The sequence below is a fragment of the Mesobacillus boroniphilus genome (assembly GCF_018424685.1).
GTDB classification, from domain to species: domain Bacteria; phylum Bacillota; class Bacilli; order Bacillales; family Cytobacillaceae; genus Mesobacillus; species Mesobacillus boroniphilus_A.
In genome coordinates this window covers 161545-182322 of record NZ_QTKX01000003.1, presented here as the reverse complement: position 1 = coordinate 182322, position 20778 = coordinate 161545, and the positions used below count along the sequence as shown (strand labels likewise).

At 40.2% G+C, this 20778-nt stretch carries 25 protein-coding genes and 1 riboswitch; of the genes, 8 read left to right on the top strand and 17 right to left on the bottom strand.

The features are described 5' to 3' along the window. Positions 1-38: 38 nt before the first annotated feature. Positions 39-284: a YuzF family protein gene (locus tag DYI25_RS18285; protein WP_213371634.1), complete on the bottom strand. Its 246-nt coding sequence runs from the start codon at positions 282-284 to the stop codon at positions 39-41. 318 nt (positions 285-602) lie between these two features. Between DYI25_RS18285 and DYI25_RS18280 the strand changes: the two genes are divergently transcribed. Then, a complete protein-coding gene (locus DYI25_RS18280) occupies positions 603-2486 on the top strand; it encodes a M48 family metallopeptidase (protein WP_213371632.1) in 1884 nt (627 codons plus the stop codon). A gap of 161 nt (positions 2487-2647) precedes the next feature. Here DYI25_RS18280 and DYI25_RS18275 read toward each other — a convergent pair whose 3' ends face one another. Further along, a complete protein-coding gene (locus DYI25_RS18275) occupies positions 2648-3823 on the bottom strand; it encodes a translocation protein TolB (protein WP_425374536.1) in 1176 nt (391 codons plus the stop codon). A 227-nt stretch (positions 3824-4050) separates the two neighbouring features. Here DYI25_RS18275 and DYI25_RS18270 point away from each other — a divergent pair, with 227 nt between their 5' ends. Further along, positions 4051-4947 carry a carbohydrate kinase family protein gene (locus tag DYI25_RS18270; RefSeq protein WP_249745540.1) on the top strand — a complete coding sequence of 299 codons (897 nt, stop codon included), beginning with the start codon at positions 4051-4053 and terminating at the stop codon, positions 4945-4947. Positions 4948-5291: 344 nt separating this feature from the next. Here DYI25_RS18270 and DYI25_RS18265 read toward each other — a convergent pair whose 3' ends face one another. Beyond that, positions 5292-6638 carry a TrkH family potassium uptake protein gene (locus DYI25_RS18265; RefSeq protein ID WP_213371626.1) on the bottom strand — a complete coding sequence of 449 codons (1347 nt, stop codon included), beginning with the start codon at positions 6636-6638 and terminating at the stop codon, positions 5292-5294. Positions 6639-6736: 98 nt separating this feature from the next. Continuing rightward, a riboswitch (cyclic di-AMP (ydaO/yuaA leader) is annotated at positions 6737-6885 on the bottom strand. A gap of 478 nt (positions 6886-7363) precedes the next feature. Here DYI25_RS18265 and DYI25_RS18260 point away from each other — a divergent pair. After that, a complete protein-coding gene (locus tag DYI25_RS18260) occupies positions 7364-8371 on the top strand; it encodes a DUF3231 family protein (RefSeq protein WP_213371624.1) in 1008 nt (335 codons plus the stop codon). Between the two features lie 43 nt (positions 8372-8414). Here the strand turns inward: DYI25_RS18260 and DYI25_RS18255 are convergent, their stop codons facing one another. The 9 genes from DYI25_RS18255 to DYI25_RS18220 form a co-directional block, all read right to left on the bottom strand. Then, a complete protein-coding gene (locus tag DYI25_RS18255; protein WP_213371622.1) occupies positions 8415-8642 on the bottom strand; it encodes a hypothetical protein in 228 nt (75 codons plus the stop codon). Between the two features lie 133 nt (positions 8643-8775). After that, positions 8776-8910 (bottom strand): hypothetical protein, encoded by a 135-nt coding sequence (locus DYI25_RS22675; RefSeq protein ID WP_274609535.1) that lies wholly within the window; start codon positions 8908-8910, stop codon positions 8776-8778. A gap of 234 nt (positions 8911-9144) precedes the next feature. Further along, positions 9145-9597, bottom strand: coding sequence for a hypothetical protein (locus DYI25_RS18250; RefSeq protein WP_213371620.1), 453 nt, complete (start codon positions 9595-9597; stop codon positions 9145-9147). Further along, a complete protein-coding gene (locus DYI25_RS18245; RefSeq protein ID WP_213371618.1) occupies positions 9594-9800 on the bottom strand; it encodes a helix-turn-helix transcriptional regulator in 207 nt (68 codons plus the stop codon). Before DYI25_RS18245 ends, DYI25_RS18250 begins: the two co-directional genes overlap by 4 nt. Before the next feature lie 125 nt (positions 9801-9925). Next, entirely contained in the window at positions 9926-10273 is a 348-nt protein-coding gene (locus DYI25_RS18240; RefSeq protein ID WP_213371616.1) for a hypothetical protein, read from the bottom strand. Next, positions 10270-10551, bottom strand: a complete 282-nt coding sequence (locus DYI25_RS18235; RefSeq protein WP_213371614.1) for a hypothetical protein — start codon at positions 10549-10551, stop codon at positions 10270-10272. The genes DYI25_RS18240 and DYI25_RS18235 overlap by 4 nt, the downstream gene beginning before the upstream one ends. Next, positions 10529-10678: a hypothetical protein gene (locus tag DYI25_RS18230; RefSeq protein WP_213371612.1), complete on the bottom strand. Its 150-nt coding sequence runs from the start codon at positions 10676-10678 to the stop codon at positions 10529-10531. The genes DYI25_RS18235 and DYI25_RS18230 overlap by 23 nt, the downstream gene beginning before the upstream one ends. A gap of 202 nt (positions 10679-10880) precedes the next feature. Continuing rightward, entirely contained in the window at positions 10881-11063 is a 183-nt protein-coding gene (locus tag DYI25_RS18225; protein WP_213371611.1) for a hypothetical protein, read from the bottom strand. A 191-nt stretch (positions 11064-11254) separates the two neighbouring features. Continuing rightward, complete coding sequence (locus DYI25_RS18220) at positions 11255-12358, bottom strand: AI-2E family transporter (protein ID WP_213371610.1); 1104 nt, start codon at positions 12356-12358, stop codon at positions 11255-11257. A gap of 416 nt (positions 12359-12774) precedes the next feature. Between DYI25_RS18220 and DYI25_RS18215 the strand changes: the two genes are divergently transcribed. After that, positions 12775-13230: a GNAT family N-acetyltransferase gene (locus DYI25_RS18215; RefSeq protein ID WP_213371609.1), complete on the top strand. Its 456-nt coding sequence runs from the start codon at positions 12775-12777 to the stop codon at positions 13228-13230. A gap of 179 nt (positions 13231-13409) precedes the next feature. On the opposite strand, the gene DYI25_RS18210 is transcribed toward DYI25_RS18215, so the two are convergent. The 5 genes from DYI25_RS18210 to DYI25_RS18190 form a co-directional block, all read right to left on the bottom strand. Then, positions 13410-13853, bottom strand: coding sequence for a GNAT family N-acetyltransferase (locus tag DYI25_RS18210; RefSeq protein WP_213371608.1), 444 nt, complete (start codon positions 13851-13853; stop codon positions 13410-13412). A 330-nt stretch (positions 13854-14183) separates the two neighbouring features. Further along, the gene (locus tag DYI25_RS18205) at positions 14184-14711 is read right to left on the bottom strand and encodes a YceI family protein (protein WP_213371607.1); all 528 of its coding nucleotides are present in this window, start codon (positions 14709-14711) and stop codon (positions 14184-14186) included. A 176-nt stretch (positions 14712-14887) separates the two neighbouring features. After that, complete coding sequence (locus DYI25_RS18200) at positions 14888-15265, bottom strand: hypothetical protein (RefSeq protein WP_213371605.1); 378 nt, start codon at positions 15263-15265, stop codon at positions 14888-14890. A gap of 56 nt (positions 15266-15321) precedes the next feature. Then, on the bottom strand, positions 15322-15957 hold the full coding sequence (locus DYI25_RS18195; protein ID WP_213371603.1) for a hypothetical protein: 636 nt from the start codon (positions 15955-15957) through the stop codon (positions 15322-15324). A gap of 115 nt (positions 15958-16072) precedes the next feature. Beyond that, positions 16073-16963, bottom strand: a complete 891-nt coding sequence (locus DYI25_RS18190; RefSeq protein WP_213371601.1) for a GNAT family N-acetyltransferase — start codon at positions 16961-16963, stop codon at positions 16073-16075. Positions 16964-17312: 349 nt separating this feature from the next. On the opposite strand from DYI25_RS18190, the gene DYI25_RS18185 reads away from it, so the two are divergent. The 4 genes from DYI25_RS18185 to DYI25_RS18170 are packed head-to-tail and all read left to right on the top strand — an operon-like array spanning position 17313 to position 20666. Then, entirely contained in the window at positions 17313-17966 is a 654-nt protein-coding gene (locus tag DYI25_RS18185) for an ABC transporter permease (protein WP_213371599.1), read from the top strand. Positions 17967-17991: 25 nt separating this feature from the next. Then, on the top strand, positions 17992-18957 hold the full coding sequence (locus DYI25_RS18180; RefSeq protein ID WP_213371597.1) for an ABC transporter ATP-binding protein: 966 nt from the start codon (positions 17992-17994) through the stop codon (positions 18955-18957). 12 nt (positions 18958-18969) lie between these two features. Then, complete coding sequence (locus DYI25_RS18175) at positions 18970-19713, top strand: ABC transporter permease (RefSeq protein ID WP_213371595.1); 744 nt, start codon at positions 18970-18972, stop codon at positions 19711-19713. Between the two features lie 32 nt (positions 19714-19745). After that, entirely contained in the window at positions 19746-20666 is a 921-nt protein-coding gene (locus DYI25_RS18170) for a glycine betaine ABC transporter substrate-binding protein (RefSeq protein ID WP_213371593.1), read from the top strand. Positions 20667-20778: the final 112 nt, after the last annotated feature.

The window sequence follows — 20778 nt, the reverse complement described above, 5'->3', positions numbered from 1 at the left end:
TGCACTAATAGCAAATGTAAAATCAGCTACGTCGTCCGTTAAGACTCTGGCATAATCCAAACGATTTCGCGTATCCGGACAAAAAATGTGGAATCACGCTCCTGTATCACCACATGGTCTGGCTTGGCATCCATAACTATTCCGCTAACTGAACCACGTGTTGTATCCAGGACCACTCTTTTTCCGATAAGATTATGAAGAGCTGAATATACATATGGCTCAACTACCACCACGTTCATTGGTCCGCTTTGTGTTCCGTGTGAATACATTCCATTACGCATCATCCTGTTCCTTCTCCCTCCAGGCAGGCCACCATTTTTTCATGTTTATTCTATGACCAGCTGGCTCGGCTTGTTCCCTTCAGCCAATGGGAACAAGTCTGTCTTCACGTAATATTAAAGATTTTTATGAAGTAAGCCTTTGGTGACCGAAATCTCAGCTCGACTTCGTTTTCATAAGAGAAACCGCTCCCTTCCACCAGGCTCACATTAAAAAATTTCCTGAATAACTAATTTATTGATAATTTCCAATAAAAAACATCTTTTAGCAATAACTTCCTCCCTGATATAATACTATCGATAACTTAATAAAGGGGAATGAGAATGACAGTTCAAGAGTTTGAAACGTTGGTGAACAAGCTGGAAAAGCAGGCATCTGCCAACCCGAAGCTTTACAGATTCAAAGTCATCATGCTTACTGGACTTGGTTTTGGTTATGTTGCATTATTTTTGTCGTTGTTTTTATTTTTAATGGCGATTTCAATTGTCATGATTGCTGACGGGAATTTTACCTTTGGAAATGTGAAAGTTCTGCTCTTGACGGGTGCCTTGTCATTTTTCATTATTAAAGCCCTGATTGTGAAAATGGAAATGCCTGATGGGTACTACCTGCAAAGGGAAGAAGCTCCTAAATTATTTGAGATGATTGACACTTTGCGCCATAGATTGAACACACCACAAATAGATGCGATTGTCCTGGATAGTGAATTCAATGCCTCTGTCGCACAAATTTCAGCATATGGAATGATCGGAAAAAAGCGGAACGTCCTGGTAATCGGGATCCCGCTTCTATCGACCCTTTCCCAGCAGCAATTTACGGCTGTTCTTGCCCATGAGCTAGCCCATATTTCTAATTCAGACACTGCTCTGGGCGCGAAAATATACCGTTTAAGAATGAGCTGGGGCCGTTTATTGCATTCATTGGAGGAAAACGAACAGTTCGGCACTTTCATCTTCAAAAAGTTCTTCCAGTGGTTTTATCCAAGGTTTGATGCCTATACATTCGCGATGGCCAGACAGGAAGAATACGATGCAGACCGTTCGGCAGCCTTAGCAACATCCTCGCCGGCCATGGGTGAAGCATTGACAGTAATCTCTGTGGCCGCACCTTATTATTACCGTGATTTTTACAGTGAATTGTTTCAAGAATGCGCAAAGACGAACAGCGTTCCTCAGCCATATTCAAATTTCAATGAGAAGTTCCAGTCACTTAGTGAACAAAAAGCAACCGGATATTTCAATGAACAACTAGCCGAGGAAAGTTATATGACAGATACCCACCCTTGTTTAAGGGACAGACTTTCTGCACTTGGAGTAGAAGCCGAATTGCCGAAGATACAACAGGAATCTGCGCTTGACTATTTCTTCGCATTCCCAGGTCGAGTGATCAGTGACTTTAATAAAATGTGGGTTGACTACAACCAGGATAACTGGAAAGAAGAAATTGAAAACTTTAATGAATCAAAGCAGCGATTCGAAGAGTTATCCAACAAACAAGTCGCCACCCTTGAAGAACTGCTGGAAAAAGCCTATTTGACAGTCGAATTCAATAGCCTGGAAGCAGCGATCCCGTTGTATGAGGAGATTGGTGAGAAGCATTCTGAAGATCCGCGAACTGCAGGGGCACTGTTGACTTTAGGAGAGCATTATCTGGAATCCAAGGACACTGCAGAAAAAGGAATACAATTGATCCACCTTGCTATGTCCTATGATTGGGAATTGCGCTTGCCTGTGCTTGACCTATTATGCGGTTATTATTACGAAACCGAACAAAGCGAGTTATTTGAAAAAACAAGAGGTGAACTGGAGAAGTGGGAAGAAATCGTTGAAGCTTCCAATGAAGAGTGCGATTATATCCAGCCAACAGACCACTTTATCACTCATGACAAAGAAAATAGCGAAATACTCGCAGGTATAAATCAACTGGCACAGTACAGGGAAATTACAAATGCTTATCTCGTCCGAAAGCAACTCACTTCGATTCCAGAACGTCCACAATATGTGCTTGGACTTGAACTTTCACTTCCAAAAAACACAGACCTTGATGAAGCTGAAGAGGCTTTATATGAAAAATATATCAATGGTCTTGGAGAGTTTGAGCATTCTTGTGTCATTATCCTTAATGATAAGAAGGATTTGCGAAAAAGCTTGCTAAGCGTGGAAAATTCTATGATTTATTCTGTCTCCGATAAAGAACAAGCATCTTGATGACTGAAGCAGCGAATGACTGAACTGAACCCAAAAAGTTAGACACACCTAACAATTGGAGATGCAGTTCAGAGTTCGCTGCTTTTTTTTGCGTAGAGGAAATCTTCCCTTGTCCACAGAACTTGTCTCTAACTCCTGACAAGAATTTCGTCCCGTCCCTGTCATCGCTTTTCTTTTCCAGTTAAAAACACCGGAGCAGAATCAACGTTCTGAATCCATTTATACTCTTCCCCACTCAAGCCTTTCTTTACCCAGACATCACCCTGGGTATCATTTGGATCCTTACGAAACCAGGTAAGATGATGGCCAGCCACTTGTGGATCTATATCAAGTTCATTCTTTTTCGGAAAAGTAATTTGTTTTTGCTCCTCCGTTTTAATATTGATTGCATAGAGTGCCGTGTACATCGTTGGGACTGGCCCTTCTGTCCACTCCTTGTTTTCTTTTGCGCGGGCGACGATTACTTGATTCTGTGAGTACCATTCCAAATCAAGGTCTACAAAACCCGTGGGCGTGTATTCCTTTTGCTCCTTAAAGATGGGAATGTCAGCGATTTTCGTTTTCTTGTTTTCAACGAAAAATCTTCCTTCACCTGAAATATAGGCCAGCTGGTTGTTGGAGGATGGTGCCCACTTGAACCAGTCCTTGTACCCCAGCATTTTTCCTACTGCCTGAAATTGTTCTCCTTGATTTGACAGGACACATAATGTTTGGCTGTCCATGGACCAGGAAGCCGTAGGAATCAGAATAAAACTGACCCATTTTCCATCATGGCTCCACTTAAAATAATCAGCATCAATACCAAACAAGTCTGGTTCATGTGTTTGGATCGTATAAAATTTCTGCATTTTTTCCTTTGCAAGATTCGCATTGACCGGGACCTTATAGAGCGGGATTGGTCCCCACCCGGTAGGACGCAAACTGGATTGTGAGGAAACGATGAATTCTTTGCCATTTGGAAACCATTCGAACCCACTTACCCCCAGCGCAACATTTTCGAAACCCTGCGGGCGGCCATCCTTCTCTTTTGTCACGTTCAGTAATCCATGATCCGTGTAGGCTAATTGGTTTTTTACCGGTGACCATTTAAAGTCAGTGGTTTCAACTCTTATGTAAGGCTGGTAGCTTTCCTTTGCCTTCGTATCATAAATGAATAAATTCGATTTTCCTCCTTGTTCATCCCCATCGATATAGGCAATGAAACGTCCATCATATGACCATTTTGGAGAATACACATACCGCCCTTTTGTAATTTGCCTTTCCTGTTCCCCTGTTTTGATCCAAAGCTGATGGTCACGGGTAAATGCAGCAGTGAGCGGAGTTTCTGCATTTGCCATGATTGGTAAATGGAAACTAATGAAAATTAGTATGAACATCACTCGAATCCCCAAAAAACATCCCTCCTGACAATAGGATGTCCTGATGATTATTGAAGATTCCTTTTTTGAGTGAAGCTTCATGTTTCTAGCCCACAGATGTATCCCCTTGCTTCCCAAACCTCTGAAATTGCTGTTAAAATATTCGTAAAATACATATGGCAGCAGTTCGCGAAAGGAGTCACATATTGAAAAAGCAAGGTCTTATATCATTAGGGGAAGCAATAGTTGACTATATTGCATTAGATTCATCAAATACAACATATGAGCGATTATTAGGGGGAGCTACTGTTAATGTAGCAGTTGGGATTAGCAGAAATGGCATTCCCTCGTCTTACTTATGCAAATTGGGAATGGATGAAACAAGTAAATTTGTAGAGGGAGAATTAAAGAAAGAGCATGTTGATCTTTCCTTTTGTTCTTATGAACCTAATAAAAATATCTGCTCGGTTTATATTCACTTAAATCAGCATGGAGAACGTTATTTCCACTCGTATGTAAACGAAACTCCTGACGAGTGGATCACCTCGGCGGAGCTTGATAAAAGGCTGTTTAATACTAGTAAAATCTTTTACTTTGGATCGGGAACTCTTTTTCATCCAATCGCAAGAAATACAACTGAACAGGCTCTTCAATATGCCAAAGAAGAGAATTTACTAATAGCTTTTGATACGAATATCCGATTGAAACGATGGGAAAATGAGAATCAGTGCAGAGAAACGATCTTATCCTATGTCCAGAAGGCTGATATTGTAAAAATGACTGAGGATGAATTGCTATTTTTAACAGAAACAGACACCCTCGAAAAAGGATTAGAGCAACTAGTAAAAATGGAGATTCCATTCCTCTTTATCACAAAAGGAAAATACGGAGCTTACGCCATTCATGATGATATGAGGATACATGTTCCCGGTTTTGTAGTTAAAGCAGTAGATACAACAGGTGCTGGCGACGCATTTATGGCAGCCCTTCTATCCTGTTTTCATGACAGGGGGATTCCTAAAAACGAAGCTGAATTAACGGAGTATACTGAGTTTGCAAATAAAGCCGGGGCCATATCTGCCACTAAGTTAGGATCTTTATAAAGGGGGAGGACTGGGACGTTCTATGCGTAGAGACAAAGGGACGGTTCATCCGTCCCAAATCCTTACTATTCCTGGGACACCAGAAGCATCCCTAGTCCCCCTTATCCGAACTGGAAAAAATCCTTTAAAATTTCCAAGTCGCCAATAAAAATTGATTTTCGCCAATAACCAGCTCAATATCGCCAATAAAATTATTTTTTCGCCAATAAATCTTGAAAATCGCCAATAAAAATATATTTTCGCCAATAAACAAAGCAGGCGGTTAGATTTAGGTTAAAATCCTGCATCAAAACCGCTTAGTTGAAGCATCGGGCAACTACCTTCACCCAATACTTCCTGGAACCCTATCCAACAATCAATCTTTCTTTCGGATAATGGCATTTTGGCTCTAGCTTTCCGCGGCTGAACAAGAAAATAAACGATAGAATTCCTATTCTTCCTATGAACATTAAGGAAATAATGACAATCTTTCCTGCTGTACTAAGTTCAGGCGTTATTCCCATGGACAAACCTGTCGTCCCGAACGCTGAACTTACTTCAAATAAAATCTCCATCATCGAAAAGCTTTCAGTTGCATTCAAAATGACCACAGCCGCAAAACAGAGGATCATCGCTAAAAAACTGACGACAACAGATTTTCGGACATCTTCCTCATGCAGCTCACGTCCAAACACCTTGATCGCATTATGCCCTTTTGCAAAATTGACGATCAGCAATATAATTACCGCAAAAGTAGTCGTCCTTATGCCGCCCCCTACAGAGCTTGGGGAAGCTCCAATAAACATCAAAAAACAAAGAAGCAGTAAAGTAGGGTTAGAGAAATCACTCACATTCATCGTAGCAAGCCCCCCGTTTCTAGTGGAGGATGACTGGAACCAGGCATAAAAAAACGACTCATGCCAGTTGTAGTTGCTAAAAAAATGATTATATTCAAAGAGCAGGATTGCGAATGTACCAAAGAACATAAGAGCAAAGAAAGTTAAAGTAGTCAGCTTGGTATATAAGGAAAAATGCGATTGATTTTGTTTGTTTCGATTCAGAATGAATTCCTTTAATTCTACTAATACAGGAAAACCAATGGCTCCCAAAGTTAATAAAATGATATTTACGGATTGCACGAAATAATCATGCGCAAAGGGAATCAGTGAACTCCCTGTAATATCAAAGCCAGCATTCGTCGTGGCACTTACCGCCGCAAATAAGCCTTGAAGATAGGCTTCTTGCCATGTCGGGAAATAGCCAATAAAATAGGTTCCTAGAATAAGAGCCCCAACCGCCTCGATCAAGACGATGATGGCCAATATTTGCCTCATGAGTTTGACCAGGCCAGATATTTGAGATTGATTCTGATCAGTCATGATTAACTGTCGATCTTTAAGGCCGATCTTCTTTCTCACCAATAGCCATAAAAACGTTCCAAGCGTCATGATTCCAATCCCGCCAAACTGAAGGATAAACATCAAAATAAAGATCCCAGCTGTACTAAAGGTATCTGGTGTCGATACAACAGCTAGTCCTGTTACACTAACCGCACTAACTGCCGTGAATAAAACATCTATAAATGTCCAGCTCACCCCCGGTTTTAGAGCAATAGGGAGACTAAGGAGCAATGCAGAGATCAATACAGCAATGACATAAAACAATACAATGATTTGCGCAGGTTTTAACCAGTTCCTTTTAAAAAACGTCAAGAAAACCCCTTCTTTACTTTGTCGGATTTTTTAATAAAAGTGGATGCAAGCACAAAAAGACCATCCCTAATAAGAATGGTCAATGTAAATATCATCAACCCTTCTCTCTTCACGGCTTACGGAGTTAGCTGTCGGATTAGGGATTGAGAGTATCCCTTTTTAGCTTCATTCGCTAAAATTCACCCCAAGATAAAGTAGCTTTATCAAAATTGGTTCCCCCGCTCAAATGATTCAGCAAAAAGGTCTTTATTCAAATTAATAAGTATAAATTACTCCTATAACATTATAGTGTCAATCTTTTTTTTGGAAACACAGAGACATACCTTTTTTAAAATTATGCCCAACAAGCGAACGGTGAAACTGAGAAAATCGGCATGAGACAAAGCATTGTTTCATTAACAATGCCCGGGTTTAACTATGACTTTATTTTCAAATGAATAATATACTGTTATCTCTCTTCGTTTCGCTGCAACCTGATAAAATATAGTCCATTCATCAGTTTCTGTTATATCATTTGATTTGCAAGTTGTGTTACTAACACTTCATTACTATATTCGTTTCTAGTAGTATCAGTGGTTGAAATGGTGATTTCCCCATCATATTAAGATCATGTAACATAGGGTCTCCTTCGGTTGTATATCTCCGCTATTCTCATATCAGTGTTTTTCGAAGAGAACATTTATATTTATTCTATTATGAGGAAATAATACTGTAGAGGTGAAAATATGACCAAGGATAGAATACAACTTACTTCCTCTGAAATCGGAACCTTGTGGGGCGAATATGTAAACGGGACAATGATCGATGCAGTGAATCGATATATGTTCACAATTATTGAAGATGAAGCGATAAAAGCCATTTTTGAGGATGCCATTTCGACATTCGAACGACAGAAGAAACAAATGGTTACATTTTTAGAGAATGAAGGCTTTCCAATTCCCGTAGGATTTAGTGAAGCAGATATAAATAAAGGAGCAAAAAAATTGTTCTCCGACATCTTTTGCTTGAATTACTTACATATCATGACATTGCATGGGTTGATTGGACATGTCACTGCCTTAGGCGTTTCTGTCAGAAAAGACTTACGGGATTTTTACGATTCATGCGATAACGACGGAAAACAAATGTACCACCAGACAATTGAACTATTACTTGAGAAAGGCAGTTTTCAAAGAGACCCTTTATTTTATCCTAAAAAAAACCCTGAATTCATTGAGAATGAAGATTTTACGGATGGAATTTTCGGGAAAGGAAGAAGTTTATCTGCCACAGAAATTATAAGTATTTCTTTCAACCTAAAAAAGAGTATTATGGCAAAAACTCTTTCAATTGCTTTCAGTCAAGTTGCACAGTCAAAAGAAGTTAAAAAGTTTTTTACGGATTCAGAGAAAACAGCTGACCAACAAATACAATCTTTTTCCAAAATCATGCACCAGGATAATTTGCCAACTCCTCGGTCGTGGGAGACAGAAGTCACTACATCAACGGACTCTCCTTTTTCAGATAAACTGATGATGTATCATACCGGCTTCTTGTTCCAGGCTGCCCAAGTCTATCACGGTACCGGTTTGGCATCTGCCATGCGGACAGACCTTATAACTACTTACGAAGGCATCATTTTGAAAAATTTAATGGTGACAAAGAAATGGTTTGATATTATGGAAAAAAATAAATGGTTAGAACAACCTCCACTTGCTCCAAATCGAAAAGAACTCGCAAATGAAAACCAATAGTTGTAATGTCCTTCCGCATATGGAGGGACGTTTTTATTTGTGGCTACCTTCGTTTACGTATAAGAAGCAAATAAAAGAAAAAGGAAACAATTACAAGAATGGCATAAAGCGATACGGAGCGATACCAGACATTCTTCAATTCTGTATAAAAACTCATTCCGCCCTGTTCTAGTGGCAAAAGTGAATACACGGACACTTCAATATAGAATAGTGCAAGGAAAAATAAGAATAGAGGAACAAATATAATCCATACCAAACGATTGAACTTCATCGAAGACCACCTTTACGAATTATCCACCAACTTGAATCTTTCTTTATTGAATTCAATGAAAAGGGATATATTCCTTTAAAAGAAACAAAAAGGAAGCTGCCTTGTTTTCGCAGCTCCCTTCTTGGTACCGACGCTATTTTAGCTTAGCAAGCTTATTGGTGATTTCCGCGATTTCCTTTTCCACCTCGTAAAGATTCTTTTGCATCCGGTCCCTGCGAGCTGTTAATACACTAAGCTGTTGTTTAAGTTCCTCTTTTGTTTCGCTCATCCACTCTTATCCTCCATGTCTTTGTAAAATACGAAAAAGAACTTCCTCGAGAAATCCTTTTTTATTATGTACAGATACAGAGCTCTAATGATGGAAATGCCCAAGTGCTTTTTGGAAAATAGTTCAAAAGAATCCTGCGGAAAAGATCACTTATGATGAGTTTAAAACAACCATCCTCTTAAAAAAGCCTTTGAATGATTACATGCAACAGAAATACCGTTCCCTACCAATACGTCAAAACCGCACAACAAAAAATAAATATGAAACCAAAACACCGACCCATTGTATCATGGCAAATAAAAATATCGTCTCAGTACTATAGTTTGGGTCACTTAATAGCATGATCAACAGAAACGGAATCATCAAAATTGATAAAATCCCGGCCACTAATAGGCTTTTCGCTAAAATACTCACTTGATATTCGTCGTATTGCTTCGTCCTTTTTAAAAGTATAAAAACGACAATCACAACAGTTAATCCGATGATCAAGTAGCCAATGAATTTCATATTGCCTGACTTTAAAAAGTCAGACCAGCCGTTCCAAAAAGCTGAATTCAATGTTTTGCTATGTGAAAGCATACTTGCGAATTCCATATGACCAGCTGTAAAAATAAATATGAAAGAATAGATAGCGGACATGAAACTAATGAAAAGGATGTTTACGGCTGGATGTTTCAGTATACTCACTTTCGCTCACTCTCCTCAAACTCAAATAATTCCTCAATGGTCATATTGAAAAAATTCGCTAAATCATAGGCGAGCCAGATCGAAGGATCGAACTTGTTTTTTTCAATCGCATTAATCGCCTGGCGTGATACTTTTACCTTTTGGCCTAGTTGCGCTTGCGTTAAGCCCAATTGTTCCCTTAATTGTTTTACTTTGTTTTTCAAGATGAATACCTCTCCCTGTGTAAGGTTAACCTTACATATAAAATATAAGTATTTCCTTTATGTGTCAAGTAAACCTTACATATAAATTCCCAAAAAAATGCTCTTCATATCAGAAAAGCATCTCTTTACCTTTTGTTTATTCTTTTTACCTTTTCATTTTTTATCATTATGTTCCCGAAGACACCCGCTACCTCAAGCTCTAGATAATAGGAAGCATCATCAAAATTGCGATAAGTATTATGGACTTCCATTAGAAAGACACCTGATGAATAACCTCCATGTACTGATTGCATTAAAATCCTTTCATTACCCTCTTCTATCAGAAAGTTATCGCAGCGTTCATCAAGGCATTGTATGTCATAAGTATCCTCCATCCAGCTTGCAAAGTCTGATTCATCAGGCTTTTGTATTATAGCGATTGCAGCAGCAGTAATAACCGCCACGAATAATAGCAGCCACGTCCTTTTCTTCATTCCGCCTCCTCTGAATCCAAAACAAAATTCTTAATAATGTCTGGGTTAAATTTTATTTTAACAAAGGCATCTTTTCCTGAACCATCAACCTTTTCGTTCCTGAACATCACTTTAATCGCGTCGCCCTTTTGCTCCACATCGACTTCGCTGAACTTACGAGAATGAGCATATACAAAATAACGGCCGTTGATCTCATCATAAACCTCATAGGTCCTTGTTGTAGTTTGGTCGGGTTCGTTCAGCCATCTTTGGATTTCATCCTGGGTCTTCCTCTTCAATCGAATTCATTTCAAAGGAGTATATAAACTCTTCCGGGAAGGAGTATATAAACTCTTCCGGGAGTGTGTTCTTGCAGCCAACCACCATTGAAATGAGTAAAAGAATGATCAATAACTTGAATTTCATAGCCTTTCCCCCTCGCTGAGCTTAATATAAATTATCATTCCTTTTAGGAAACAACCTCCAAAACCCAATCATGCATAAGACCCCAATCGCTTTTACTATGCTGTTCCCGACAATGGAATTCTCAACAGTCATTCCAATACAGAGACCTCCTGTCAGCAACAGAACAAAACTCAATACAGCCCTCATGTTGCTCCCCCCTTTACTACTGTGAGCAAGCTCTTATCAAAAGAACAACCCCCACTACAATCAGAACCGAGATCACATTCACCAAACAGCCACTGCCTGGCGCCCCTGTCATCGCCTGTGCCCAGGCATTGTTTAGAGCCGCTCCAGGATTTTTCCGTTGTTCCTTGAATTTCAAGCGCTCTCTTTTTTCCTCGGACATGTTAGCCTCCCTTGAAACTTTATTGTATTAACCTCAAGCGGACTGTCTAGCTTTATCATGTGACCATAATTCCTGCAAGGGCTTGATTACGTGCAAACTAGAACATCCACCCTAATAAAAAAGCGATAGCAGCTTCAACTCAGCTCTATCGCCCAAAGACTAATGACAGGATTCTCATGTTAGTTAATGACTCAAGTTACCTCTGTGGTAATCGTTGCTCTTTTCCTTGCTCTTAAAAATCGGACCAGGTTCAATACTATAGTTTTTGTGACGGCATAGGTTGGGACAGCTAGCACCATCCCAAGGACGCCAGCCAGATTTCCGGCAGCCAGCAAAATAATGATAATCGTTGCCGGATGGGTATCCAGGGTTTTTCCAAGGATAAGCGGTGACAGCAAATTCCCTTCAATTTGCTGTGCCGCAAGGATGACGATGACCACCAGCAAAGCTTTTGTCGGTGAATCGAAGAACGCGACCAGTACAGCCGGAGCTCCCCCTATAATCGGTCCTACATAAGGGATGATGTTTGTGAATGCGACGATTAACGCCATGATCAAGGCATATCGCAAATCAATGATCAGATACCCGATAAAAGCCAAAATCCCAACCGCTGAGGCGACTGTCACCTGCCCCTGGATATAGGCCGCAAGTGTTTCACCCGTTTCTTTCAGGATTTTCAGCCCTTCATCGCGATAGTCTTTCGGAATGAACTTTGACACAGCTAGAGGAAACCTATGCCCATCCTTGAACATGTAAAACAATAAAAACGGAACCGTCACAAGAATGATTGCGATATTTGTGACAATGCCGAGGAACCCCTTTAACCCATTCGTCAACTTGTTCGGTAAAGTATTAGCATACTCAATCAAACGCTCCTGGACCGTATCAATCATTTCCCGCTGCTCATCCCTGAAGCTTTTAAACTCTGAAGACTGAACAACATCGTAAAAATACTCAGTCGTCTTGTCAGCGAAAACAGGAAGGTCATTCGCAAGCTCTGTAGCCTGCTTAGAAACCGCAGGAACCAGATTTCCAATCGCCAGAACCAGAAGTGCCCCAAACAGCACATAAATGATCAATATTGCGACCACGCGCGGTACTTTCTTTCGTTGCAAAAAATCCACCACCGGATTAAGCAGGAAATAGAGGAATCCAGTAATCAGAATCGGAAAGAACACCGTCGAAATAAAAATCCCGATAGGTTCAAACATAAAGGAAATCTTCGTAGAAACATAAATGATCGTCGTAATAAGCAAAATTTGAATCAGCCAAAATTGCACTTTAGATTTAGTCAACGTATGTACCTCTTGCCTTAGGTTATTTTGGTAAAATTATACCAAATTATCAGATTAAAACATAATATTTTTCAAACATGAGAGTATTTTTAACAAAACAATTTGGATCTATTATTACCTCCCCACAATCTCGCCCTTTAACCAGAACAAATGACTTCTGAGTTCGGACAATTTTTCGTCTTATTCCCATAGCCTGCCCGAATTCCTACCAAGAAATTTTTCACTTCTTCCCCCCAACGCAACTGGAACAATTTTAGCATCAGATTCGTGACGATGATTTCTTAACTTACTAACAGCTACTCTTAGTAAAACTCCTCACCGCTAATTCTAAAAATCTTGTTGTCTTCCTTTTCATCAACAGGTTATGATATTCATAATTTAATTATCTTCAAATTAAAAATTGCCTGGAGGTTTCTATGGAGATCAAAGTCGATAATTTGACAGGTCCTGAAGTGATTTCGTTGATCGGAGAGCATATGCATGGGATGACGCTTCACTCCCCGCCAGAGAGCATTCATGCGTTGGGTCTAGAGCAATTGAGAAAACCCGAGATTACTTTCTGGACAGTCTGGGATGAGGAGAAGCTAATGGGATGTGGTGCGTTGAAAGAACTTGATCGCCAGCATGGAGAGATCAAGTCGATGAGGACTGCCTCTGCCCATCTTCGGAAAGGGGTTGCGCAAGCCATGCTCGAGCATATCATCACAGAAGCAAGGCGCCGTGACTATAAAAAACTCAGTCTCGAAACAGGGTCAATGGAGGCGTTCCTCCCTGCGAGGAAGCTCTATGAAAAATACGGATTTGACTATTGTCCTCCATTCGGTGATTATACGGAAGATCCGAACAGTGCATTCATGACGAAGGAACTGTAAAGTATGTAGTTCCGTTAACCGTGTAAACCTAAAGTTCAATTTAACTAACATATGAATGATCAATTCAAATAACAATAGCACACCAAAAAAGCTTGAGGATTTTTCTAAACCTCAAGCTTTTTTAAGCCCCCGTTACTTCAAGTACATTTTTAAGCACACTATAGGGCACTATGTAATATTTACAAAATCATTTTCATTTCAATTTCATTTTCTTTTTGTTCAACCTTTTTAAACCCTGCCTTTTCATAGACACGAATTGCTGCCTTGTTTTTCGGGTCTACAACTAATTTTACGGAGTCAAAATGAATGTCATAGTATTGAATACCAAACTCAATCCCTTGCTTGACGTATTTTGTTCCAAAGCCTTTACCAATTAAATTAGGTTTTAAAGCTAATCCTATTTCCATAATGTTTCCTTTTACGTTGAACTCAAATAAACCAGCAGCCTCATTGTCTATTAATGCTATAAATCCGTCGCAACCACCGGGACCTTTTAGCATCTTAGTCTTCTTGAATGACTCAAAATATGGTGTCATCATTACTTCTTCAATAAAGCCCTTATAATTCCATGAGTCAATTTCTTTTACATACTCCATATTTATGGGAATAAATTTAAAATCCAATTGTCCTTTACACCTGCCCGTCGTTGAAGATCTTAATATTCTTCAAAACTTTCTACTATATCCTACCATAACAAATATCATTCTTGATTTTTCTCAATATAGCTGAGAATCCCCCCTAATTCCGCACGATGACAATAAATATGGTCAAGGTGTTACTTAGGGTGCTATTTGCTATGGAATCAGGGGGTTATTTTCTTTGAAAACGTTGATATAACAACGAAAAAACATAAGCAAATGGATATGATATTTGTAATGTTACCCACAATAACGAAGCTACTTAAAAGTAAAGGGCGGCTTCCTCTTGGATAGCCGCCCTTTACTTCAATAAATTTATGATGCTGGATTTACTTCTAGTTCCACTTTGATCTTGATGTCTTTGCCAACTAGAACGCCGCCAGTTTCAAGTGGAGCATTCCATGTAAGGCCGAATTCTTCGCGGTTTACTTTTGCTTCTGCTTCGAAACCGTACACTTCTACCCCCCATGGATTTGTGCCTTTTCCGCCGTATTCAACGTCGAATGTTACTGGCTTTGTTACGTCCTTGATTGTTAGGTCACCAGTCACTTTATAGTCATCGCCATCTTTTGTGATACTTGTAGATTTGAAATCGATGGTTGGATATTTTTCAACATCGAAAAAATCTGCTGATTTCAAGTGGTTTTCGCGATCTTCGTTTCGTGTATCGATGCTCGCTACATCAATTTTGAATGCGATTGAAGCTGTTGTTAAATCTGTCAGGTCCGCTGCTTCCACATTTGCTGTATAAGAACCAAATTGTCCCTTTACCTTTGATACCATCATGTGTTTCACTTCAAACCCTACTGCTGAGTGCGCCTGGTCTACTGCAAATTTAGCCATTATAAAATCCCCCTGTTTTGTTATTATCTCGAATTCGAGATATTATGTTAAAAAAATAAATCTCAAAATAAATTATTTTTAATTCGAGATAAATTTATCATGAAAACAATACAACTGTCAACAAAATTTTTCCACAAAATGACCGTAACACTTTCCTAGCTAGGGAAATCAGGATTTCATTCCAAACTCTTCAGAACAACGGAAATCTTCCCTGTAAGGTCCTTATGTATTGAAATATCCCATATTATAAAGGTCGCAAGGAGTATAAAATAAATCAGCATAAACCACTTAAAATATCTTTTCGGTCGTAAAGGCGTAAAAAACAGGGCGATAAAAACGGCAGCAAAAAGCGCAATCAGATATATGTTCATTTTCCAGAGCTGATTCGTCTCATTAATCGGCAGCATCACATCAAGCGCTTCCTGAGCGGTAACCTGCCTTTCATCCACCTGCTTATTCCAAACCCCTTTTTCAATGGTCATCGTCATCGTTTCCTGATCGAATTGATATTGGACACCTGAAAGATTAAAATTCGTTTGCTTCGTAAAAAGCAAAAGCAAGATCACCACTAAAAAATAAATCACTAATGGGAGAAACCGTTTATCGAATTTTAAAATGTGGACCCCTCCTTTTCTATAAGCCTAATTTCTTCTATCCTCCATTTTTCAGTTCTATCGTAAAAGCCACCGCTCTTAGTCAATACAAATTGATAATTATCTTCCAGGTCCTCCACTGTAAGATATGTAAGAACGATTCTTCCTTTTTCAATTTTAAATTCACTTAAGTCTAAAACTACACCGGGGATCCATTCAAGATTGCTATATTTGAAGTTAATAGTGCAAGGGCAATTGTCATCTTGATCAAGGGTGCCAAAACTTGTAAAATTTCCAAGAGCAATTAAGTCAATTACTTCTTTAAACTCTTCTGCAGCTTTATAGGTCTTAACGACACTGATCGCATCCATGAAGTCCTGATATTGAACAGAGGATTGCGCTGCCGCCACTTCTTCTTCCAGGGTTGAAAGATTGACAGCCAAAGTATCATTTTCATACTTTAATTCATCTGTTATCCGTGATCGCCTTTCGATTTCTTTTTCTAGACTAATAACTTTCTTTTCAAGTCGATTTTTATCCTCCTCAAGCTTCGCTGCAGAATCTGCTGTTCTTGCATTGTCCAAAAGAGCAATCGCCGTGATGACTATTAAAATGACAAGAGCGGAAATTTTAAAGTCTTTCTTCCAATTCATGGAATACCCCCCAATCAAAGAGCTGATAATAATATAATACGAGTTTCCCAGCCGTTAGTTTCAAAATAATCCAAAAATATCCACCTCGTTCTGCACTAGGTGGATATCCTTTATTTTATTTCAGCTCAAAATAATCCATCGTAGATGTCTCTTCAAAACCGCAGGACTTATAAAGGTTAAGGGCATTCGAGTTGTCCGCCGCTACCTGAAGCATGATTTCCTGTGCTTCGGCTTCCTTCAGCTTTTCAATGGCCAGCAAAAGAAGCGCCCTCCCGTAACCCTTACGGCGGTGCTCCGGCAACACGCCGAGACCAAAGATGGCACCAAGTTTCGAGGTCAGCTGCAGATTCACCTTCCCAATGATTTGCCCTTCTTTTTCAACAAGATAGGAAGTCATCCCGCGCTTTTCCTCTACTTCAGGCAAAGGCATGTCATCGGCCTCAATTTCTTCCTCACTGTTAAAATAAATCGCATTCTGCCGGGCAATTTCCTTCGCATCCGCGTTCGTCGCTTTCCTGAAAACTATACCGTCCGGAGTGGCGACAGGAGCATTTTTTCTCAAAAACATCTCATATTCTGAGTGCTTGTATGCGGCTCCTGTTCCGGCAATAAATTTCTGTCCCGATTCCGAGCTGTGGTCGCTCAGCAGCAGCATGCTGCCTGAATCCCTGCGCTTCCATTCTGCCAGGACCAGTTCAAACAATTTGGCGAATACACCCTGACGCCGGTATTCCGGATCCACCATCCCATTCACTTCCCAAGGGCCGCCAAAACTGCAGATTCCTAGATAGCCAATCAGCTGCTCCCCATCGAAGTACATGAATTCATTTATATCCTTAACACCATTGCTGCTGTCATCGCTGATCCCGAGCTTGTAATCAAGCTCCAGCTTCAGAGTTGTTTTATCGTTCTTAACACAGCGTTCCTGAAGTTCATTGATTATTTCATAATCCTCGGCATCGATGCCTTCCTTAAGTTTGATCCATGGTTTATGTATTTTTTTCACACTCAGCACTCTCCATATCCCCTATTTCTATTATTCATCGTATATTTTATTCTATGAAACTCCCTTTCACTCCTTTTTTCATATAAAGATGGTTTACCCCCCATATTTCCGGGTAGTTAACTAAAAGTAAAGTAATTAATCTAACTTTTAATCATGTAAAAATTTTTTAACAAATCTGTAAAAATTCTTTACTCTGTTTAAATATCTATTCTAAATATCACCAAACTAAAAATGCGCCTGGCCCATCGAAAAATATGGGCTCAGGCGCTTTTCTGCGTTTTTTTAATAACTTGGCACGCTTCTTGCAATTATTAAATTTGTACTAGTTATTTTGAAGGGGGTGCAAAGAATGAATAATTTATTGAACTACATATTAGAAAACCAGGCTTCGATTTGGACATATAGTGCGGAGCATCTGCAGCTTGTCGGATTGTCCATTTTGATTGCCATTGCGATTGGCCTTCCGCTCGGGATTTACTTGACGACCAATGAGAAGTTAGCGGAGACGGTACTTCAGGTCGCGAATGTGATTATGACGATTCCGAGTATTGCGCTTTTCGGGATCATGATTCCGATTCTGTCGATCGTCAATCAGGGAATTGGCTTTGTGCCAGCTGTAATCGCACTTATCTTATATTCGCAGCTTCCGATTATACGTAATACATATGTAGCCATCAATAATGTCGATCCCAATATTCGTGATGCCGCCATTGGGCTGGGAATGAGTACGATGCAGCGTCTTCTGCGTGTTGAGATTCCCAATGCCCTTCCTATCATTATGGCAGGAGTCAGGCAGGCCGTGGTCATGAATATCGGAATCGGCGCAATTGCAGCGTTTATCGGAGCTGGGGGTCTTGGCGTGTTGATCAACCAGGGGATTTCAAGATCGAATACAACAATGGTACTGGCAGGAGCCATAGCCATTTCAATCCTGGCGATTGTGACAGACGGACTTTTGGGGCTACTCCAAAAACGCATGACTCCAAAAGGTTTTCAACAATAAAATAAAAGTAAGATGGGGTGAAAGTATGATTAAGTTTGATCAAGTCACCAAAGTGTACGGCGATAAAGTGAAAGCTGTAGATAATGTAAGCTTTGATGTACCGGAGGGCAATATCGTCGTTTTCTTAGGGCCATCCGGCTGTGGAAAAACGACAACATTAAGAATGGTAAACAGACTCGAGTCAATTACCGATGGCAAAATTTTCGTCAATGGAACAGATGTCAATTCCTTGAATGACATCGAGTTGAGACGGAATATCGGCTATGTCATCCAGCATAACGGCCTGTTCCCTAACATGACGATTGAAGATAATGTGATGGCTGTCCCTAATTTACTCGGATGGGACCGAAAGAAAAAGTCAGATAGATATAAATACTTAATGGACCTTGTCGGCCTGAATCCAGATGAATACCGGAAGCGTTACCCGCATGAGCTTTCAGGAGGACAGCAGCAAAGAGTCGGAATCGCCCGTGCGATGGCTGCAGACCCGCCTGTCATGCTGATGGATGAACCGTTCGGCGCATTGGATCCAGTTATCCGAACGCGGATTCAAAATGAGTTTTTACAAATCCAGAAGGAAGTCAAAAAGACGATTCTTTTTGTCAGCCATGATATTGATGAAGCCATCAAAATGGGCGATGGAATTGTGATTTTCAAAGAAGGAAAATTGATGCAGTACGATTCGCCAAGCGAACTGCTAGCACATCCAAAGAATGATTTTGTCCGTGAATTCGTCGGCAAGGACCGCGCCCTGAAAAGCCTGAGCCTTCATACCGTGAAGGATTTGATTTCAGAACGGATGCTGCGGAAATTGGATGGCCCTGAAAAAGCCAATAGAAAGACGATTCCAGTAGATACGAATTTAAGGGATGCCTTATCCATCCTGCTCAACCAGGAAGCCGACCAGCTTGTCGTCCAGGCAAACAATGGGCTTGTTGGTGCGATGCAAATTGATGATGTAGAGGCCTATTTGCATCAGCATATTAAATAAGGGGGAGAAATCATGAACAACAAACGTTTTGTAGCATTTGTCATCAAGTTGATTCTCTTCACCCTGGTTGGGAGCTTTTTCGCCTGGTCCTTCAAGTCAGGGTATTACCAGCTGATTATCGATGATTCTGAAGGATTTCTCTTTCTATTGAAGCAGCATATCAACATGGTGCTCCTGTCCTCGCTGCTGGCAATCCTGCTGGCGATTCCGATGGGTATCCTGGTTACGAGGCCAAAATTCCAAAGACTTCAATGGCTGTTCATGAATACAGCCAATCTAGGACAAACCATTCCGAGCCTTGCAATCCTGGCCTTGGCCATGACCTGGATGGGGATCGGTTTTAAGCCGGCAGTCTTTGCTCTTTTCCTATACTCCTTGCTGCCGATTTTACGAAATACTGTAGCTGGAATTAAATCGATTGATCCGGATCTGCTGGATGCAGCAAAAGGAATCGGCTATACACCAGCTCAAATTCTTTTAAAAATTGAGCTGCCTAACGCAGCCTATCCGATTATGGCAGGAATCCGTACAGCTGTGGTCATCAACATTGGAACGGCTGCCTTAGCCTATTTAGTAGGCGGCGGCGGATTGGGTGACTGGATTTTCACCGGAATCATGATGAGAGATAATTCTTATCTTCTATCCGGAGCCATCCCGGTAACATTGCTTGCTCTTTTGGCAGATCAATTGGTCAGGCTCATCGAAAAACTGGTAATCTCCAAAGGGTTAAGACAAACTGTAACAATTTCTGATTAATAGAGAAAACAAAATTTTAGGGGGAAAACAAAATGAAAAAGATTTTATCATTTGCCGTAATCATTACCTTAATGCTGTCACTGCTATCCGCTTGCAGCAGTGAAGAAGACACATCCGCTTCTGCTTCTGACAAAACGCTTGTCGTCGGGGCAAAAAACTTCACGGAACAATTCGTCCTTTCCAAAATTCTTGCTATCTACTTAAAGGAGAATGGCTTCGAGGTTGAGGAAAAAAACAATATGGCAAGCCAGGTTGTCCGCCAGGCATTGGAAAATAAACAGGTCGACCTTTATTGGGAATATACAGGAACCAGCCTTGTGAACTATAACAAGCTTGACCCTCTTTCCGATTCATTAGAAGCCTATGAAAAAGTAAAAGAAGTTGATAAAGATAACGGTCTTGTATGGCTTGATCAATCACAGTTAAACAATACGTACACATTGATGATGAGAGAAGAAAAAGCAAAAGAGCTAGGCATTGAAACAATCAGCGATTTGGCAGCTTACTTGAATGATGGCAACAAATTGTCTTTAGGTGCAGATGCGGAGTTCGCAACAAGACCTGATGGAATTAAAGGTGTAGAGAAAGAATATGGATTCAAATTTGGTTCTTCCAACATCAAAAAAATGGACGTTGGCCTTTTCTATCAGGCACTGAGAGACGGACAGGTTGATGTGGCAACAGGCTTTTCAACAGACAGCCGTATCAAAGCTTTTAATCTCATAAACCTTGAAGATGATAAAAGCTTCTTCCCTGCTTATAATGCCGGCATCACCGTTCATGAAAAATCACTTGAGAAGTACCCTGAATTAGAAGAACTTCTGAAGCCTTTGGCTGAAAAAATCAACACAGAAACAATGACTGAGCTTAACTACCAAGTCGATATTGAAGAAAAAAGCGAAACAGAAGTCGCAAGAAAATGGCTTACAGATAATGGGTTAATTGAAGAGTAATAGTTTTTGGGAGGAAATCAGGAATGGTTTCCTCCTTTTTTAAAGCTTGTTTTACCGCCTTCAAAATTCCAACTCATATTCTGCATTTAGTAAAATACTAACTTCTTCCTTT

What these genes read in the sequence shown, in the direction of transcription:
- DYI25_RS18195 (WP_213371603.1), bottom strand. Translation starts at nt 15,957, where the DNA reads ATGAATTGGAAGAAAGACTTTAAAATTTCCGCTCTTGTCATTTTAATA.
- DYI25_RS18170 (WP_213371593.1), top strand. Translation starts at nt 19,746, where the DNA reads ATGAAAAAGATTTTATCATTTGCCGTAATCATTACCTTAATGCTGTCA.
- DYI25_RS18185 (WP_213371599.1), top strand. Translation starts at nt 17,313, where the DNA reads ATGAATAATTTATTGAACTACATATTAGAAAACCAGGCTTCGATTTGG.
- DYI25_RS18180 (WP_213371597.1), top strand. Translation starts at nt 17,992, where the DNA reads ATGATTAAGTTTGATCAAGTCACCAAAGTGTACGGCGATAAAGTGAAA.
- DYI25_RS18205 (WP_213371607.1), bottom strand. Translation starts at nt 14,711, where the DNA reads ATGGCTAAATTTGCAGTAGACCAGGCGCACTCAGCAGTAGGGTTTGAA.
- DYI25_RS18215 (WP_213371609.1), top strand. Translation starts at nt 12,775, where the DNA reads ATGGAGATCAAAGTCGATAATTTGACAGGTCCTGAAGTGATTTCGTTG.
- DYI25_RS18255 (WP_213371622.1), bottom strand. Translation starts at nt 8,642, where the DNA reads ATGAAGTTCAATCGTTTGGTATGGATTATATTTGTTCCTCTATTCTTA.
- DYI25_RS18230 (WP_213371612.1), bottom strand. Translation starts at nt 10,678, where the DNA reads ATGAAATTCAAGTTATTGATCATTCTTTTACTCATTTCAATGGTGGTT.
- DYI25_RS18285 (WP_213371634.1), bottom strand. Translation starts at nt 284, where the DNA reads ATGATGCGTAATGGAATGTATTCACACGGAACACAAAGCGGACCAATG.
- DYI25_RS18175 (WP_213371595.1), top strand. Translation starts at nt 18,970, where the DNA reads ATGAACAACAAACGTTTTGTAGCATTTGTCATCAAGTTGATTCTCTTC.
- DYI25_RS18225 (WP_213371611.1), bottom strand. Translation starts at nt 11,063, where the DNA reads ATGTCCGAGGAAAAAAGAGAGCGCTTGAAATTCAAGGAACAACGGAAA.
- DYI25_RS18280 (WP_213371632.1), top strand. Translation starts at nt 603, where the DNA reads ATGACAGTTCAAGAGTTTGAAACGTTGGTGAACAAGCTGGAAAAGCAG.
- DYI25_RS18275 (WP_425374536.1), bottom strand. Translation starts at nt 3,823, where the DNA reads ATGGCAAATGCAGAAACTCCGCTCACTGCTGCATTTACCCGTGACCAT.
- DYI25_RS18240 (WP_213371616.1), bottom strand. Translation starts at nt 10,273, where the DNA reads ATGAAGAAAAGGACGTGGCTGCTATTATTCGTGGCGGTTATTACTGCT.
- DYI25_RS18260 (WP_213371624.1), top strand. Translation starts at nt 7,364, where the DNA reads ATGACCAAGGATAGAATACAACTTACTTCCTCTGAAATCGGAACCTTG.
- DYI25_RS22675 (WP_274609535.1), bottom strand. Translation starts at nt 8,910, where the DNA reads ATGAGCGAAACAAAAGAGGAACTTAAACAACAGCTTAGTGTATTAACA.